Genomic DNA, 3,181 nt, shown 5'->3' with positions numbered 1-3,181 from the left:
TCCTTCTCGCACGCCGCCACGATATACCGCGACGAGCGGCACGGTCCGCGGGCGCCGCATCGTCAGGTGAAGTCCGTCGCGTACGGGCGGACCACCGAGGGGCGCGCTGCGAGCATCGGGGCGACCTACACTCGTCCCACGAGGAGCAGCCGGGGCCGACGGCCGTCGGAACAGGACCCCGGTCGCCCCACGATCCCCACCACGAGGAGCCTCGCCGATGGAACCAGCCCTTCTACTGCCGCTCATCGGCGTCGGCGTAGTCGTCGTGATGGCCGGGTTCGGCACAGCCTGGTGCGTCGTCACCTTGCGACGGCGACGCACCTGGGCGCAGACGATGGGGACCATCATCGGCAGCGAGCTGCGGGTCTCCACGGCGTCACAGGGCGGTTCGGGATCCTCGAGGGCGTTGATCATCGAATGGCTGTCAGCCGATGGCTCAACTCTCCGGTATACCGAGAACTTCTCCGTCACCCGATTCAACGTGCCCGTCGGCAAGCGTGTTCGCCTCTACGTGCACCCGCGCTACCCGCATCGTGCGACACGCGCCCTGGTCGCACCCGGCGTGCTCTTCGGCGTGACGGGCGCCGTGATCGGCGTCGCGTTCACGGCGATCTCGATCCTCGTGACCCGCTGACGCACGCTGTGGGGCTCCCGCGCGCCGGAAGCTGCTGCACGCTCGGGCGTCTGCCGTGATGAGGCCGCCAGGCCTGCGGCACCGAGAGAGGCCGACGATGATGACGGCGTAGCCGATCTCTCAGTCCGACCCCTCTGGCGGCTTGCCGCGTGAAGGTGCGGTGCCCAGTGCCGGCTCTCTCCAGCTGTCGGGCTCTTCCTCGTACCAGGCACGGGACGGTTTGCCTGCGGCCCTTGCTCGCCCCCGGCGTGATCACGGACGCCTCGACCGCGCCCACGGACTCGCCGCACGCCAGTGGTCATCGGCCTCCCGCAATCGGTCGCTCTCCAGCTCTGTCACCGCAGTAGCTCGGCTCCGAGAGCGGCCCATGCTGTGGTGTTCGGCGGCAGGCTTCCGAACGGATGCCATCCCACCACGTCGACCTCATCGGCCTGGACCCCTCGCGGCTCTCCGCGCAGATCTCCCGTGAACAACAACCGCACCACGTGGCACTCCGAACCGCTGCCACTCGTGAACAGTCCGCTGTGGACCCCCATCAGCGCGCCGATCACGACCCCGCACCCCGTCTCCTCCTGGAGAATCTCGAGCCACGCTCGCGACACGGATCAACCGCTCCGGCGATGACGGCGTCGAGGTCCTGGAAGGCCGCGCCTGCGAGACGACCCTCGAGGCTGCCGTTCGAGGCCCTCGAGTTCATCGACGCCTGGCGACGACACCGCAGATGGTCCGCTCTGAGGTGCACTCTCGAACACGCCGACCTCGACCACCGCGATGCAACGCTCTCGGGGATTCGACGTCGAGCATCTGATACGCCTTCGCCCTATCCTCGGAGCATGGTGCATCCTCAGCCCTCCCCACTGCTCGCTGAGCGCCCTGCAGGTCCTAAGGAGGTGGCGATCGAGCATCACTGGAACTCGGAGAGCTACACAGCCCGCCCGCGACACGCACCCGAGGTGACGTCATGACCGCCCCCACAGCCTTGCTCACGCCCTGGTACCGCCGCCTGTCCGCGAGCCCGGGTGGCCGTGCGGACCTCATGGGCTCGGTCGAACCGACCGCGATCCTCGACCACCGGTCCCCTGCCATCCGCCAGCTCGTCGTATCGGCGCAAGGAGCCTCGACCTCTGCCGACGCTCTGGCGGTGCTCGAAGCCGCCCACGGTCTGATCCGCGATCGAGTTCGACCGGTGTACGCGCTGGAGGAAGCGACGCCGGCCTCGCGCACCCTCACCCGCGCTTCCGGTTCGTGTAGCCAGCGTCTCGCGATCCTGGAGAGCGTTGCGCGATCTCTCGGGGTCGCGACCCGAGCGCGAGCCCTGCTGATCGATCGTTCCTTCTGGTATCCGCGCTTCCCTCGGCTCCGCTATGTCCTGCCCGACCAAGTTCTGTTGGTGTGGCCGGAGTTCCACGTCGATGGCTCCTGGCTCTCCGCAGCTGAGCTCTTCGGCCCGATCGGGTGCCGTGCGGGCGGGGCGTTCACGAACCAGGGTGCAGAGACCTTGTTCGAGGCGGTCGGACGCTGCGCAGTCGACTGGGACGGCGGCGGCGCGGACAGCTCCTACGACCTGTCCCCCTATGTCGGAGCCGATCTCGGGTACTTCACCGACCGAGACCGAGCTTTCAGTCATGTTGGTCAGACCCTGTGCGCCCCCTCGCGCTTCCTTGCCGATCCGATCTTGCGTCGCATCGCCGTCTGACAGCAGGTGACACCCGATCGCGCCCCAGTGCCTCACCTCACCGGGTGACGTGGCGCCGTGCTGAGAGGACTGTTCGGACGCGGCTCCCCGAAGCTGCCGGCAGCGCGTTGCACCCCCTCGGGAAGTGCAGTCCGGCCACACCGAACGGTCGGCCGCACGGCCGTACTCCGCCCGGAAACGTAGCCTGGTCAGCGCACGCACCCCACAGCGGAAGGACTTCGAATGCCTGAAGACCCGAAGGTCGGCGTGAACGTCCTCCTCGTCGCCGACCCCGGACTACCCACCAGACGCGCACGGTCCATCGAGCACGATCTACAGCAGCTGCTCGACGAAGCGTTCAGTCCACCGATCACGCTGGACGTTCAGACCGCGATGCTCCGACTTCGCCCGGACAACTCCCTCGACCTGACCGACGCGATCGACCTGTCCGAGGAATACTCCTCCCCCGATGCCGTCCTCCTCCTCACCGAGATCCCCCGCCTCGACGACGGACATCCGCTGATCGCGGAGATCTTCCCTGACGAGCAGATCGCCGTGGTGTCCTGCCCGACGCTCGGGGCGTTCGCCAGCAGACAGCGAGTGCTCGACACGCTGATGGCCTGCACACTGCGACTGAAGCCCACCAGCGAACCTCGCGACGCCTCCCGGTTCGAACGCTCGTGGCTGCGCTGGGCCCAGAGCTCGGACGGGAACGACCACTCCACGCTCCGGGCGCATCGCGCGTCTGGGGGCGTGCGCACTGTTCTCGGAATGGTCGCCGGCAACGAGCCGTTGACGACAGCGCCGCGTCTCTCGAGTGCGCTCGCTGCAGCTGCAGCAACCGGCGCGTTCGGCATCTTCTACAACTCGAT

At 68.0% G+C, this 3,181-nt stretch carries 3 protein-coding genes and 1 pseudogene; 3 read left to right on the top strand and 1 reads right to left on the bottom strand.

The genetic code is table 11. The features are described 5' to 3' along the window. Nucleotides 1–217 precede the first annotated feature (217 nt). Nucleotides 218–634 (top strand): DUF3592 domain-containing protein, encoded by a 417-nt coding sequence (locus ACOJSN_RS07265; RefSeq protein ID WP_420111837.1) that lies wholly within the window; start codon nucleotides 218–220, stop codon nucleotides 632–634. A 335-nt stretch (nucleotides 635–969) separates the two neighbouring features. On the opposite strand, the gene ACOJSN_RS07260 is transcribed toward ACOJSN_RS07265, so the two are convergent. Further along, the gene (locus ACOJSN_RS07260) at nucleotides 970–1,236 is read right to left on the bottom strand and encodes an NUDIX domain-containing protein (RefSeq protein ID WP_420111836.1); all 267 of its coding nucleotides are present in this window, start codon (nucleotides 1,234–1,236) and stop codon (nucleotides 970–972) included. A 359-nt stretch (nucleotides 1,237–1,595) separates the two neighbouring features. Here ACOJSN_RS07260 and ACOJSN_RS07255 point away from each other — a divergent pair, with 359 nt between their 5' ends. Beyond that, nucleotides 1,596–2,330 carry a hypothetical protein gene (locus ACOJSN_RS07255; protein ID WP_420111835.1) on the top strand — a complete coding sequence of 245 codons (735 nt, stop codon included), beginning with the start codon at nucleotides 1,596–1,598 and terminating at the stop codon, nucleotides 2,328–2,330. 222 nt (nucleotides 2,331–2,552) lie between these two features. Then, nucleotides 2,553–3,181 (top strand): annotated as a pseudogene (locus ACOJSN_RS07250) (hypothetical protein); the annotation flags it as partial.

The organism is Pseudactinotalea sp. (genome assembly GCF_048594945.1).
GTDB lineage: Bacteria > Actinomycetota > Actinomycetes > Actinomycetales > Beutenbergiaceae > Pseudactinotalea.
This window is presented reverse-complemented; position numbering and strand designations above follow the sequence as displayed.

What these genes read in the sequence shown, in the direction of transcription:
- ACOJSN_RS07265 (WP_420111837.1), top strand. Translation starts at nt 218, where the DNA reads ATGGAACCAGCCCTTCTACTGCCGCTCATCGGCGTCGGCGTAGTCGTC.
- ACOJSN_RS07255 (WP_420111835.1), top strand. Translation starts at nt 1,596, where the DNA reads ATGACCGCCCCCACAGCCTTGCTCACGCCCTGGTACCGCCGCCTGTCC.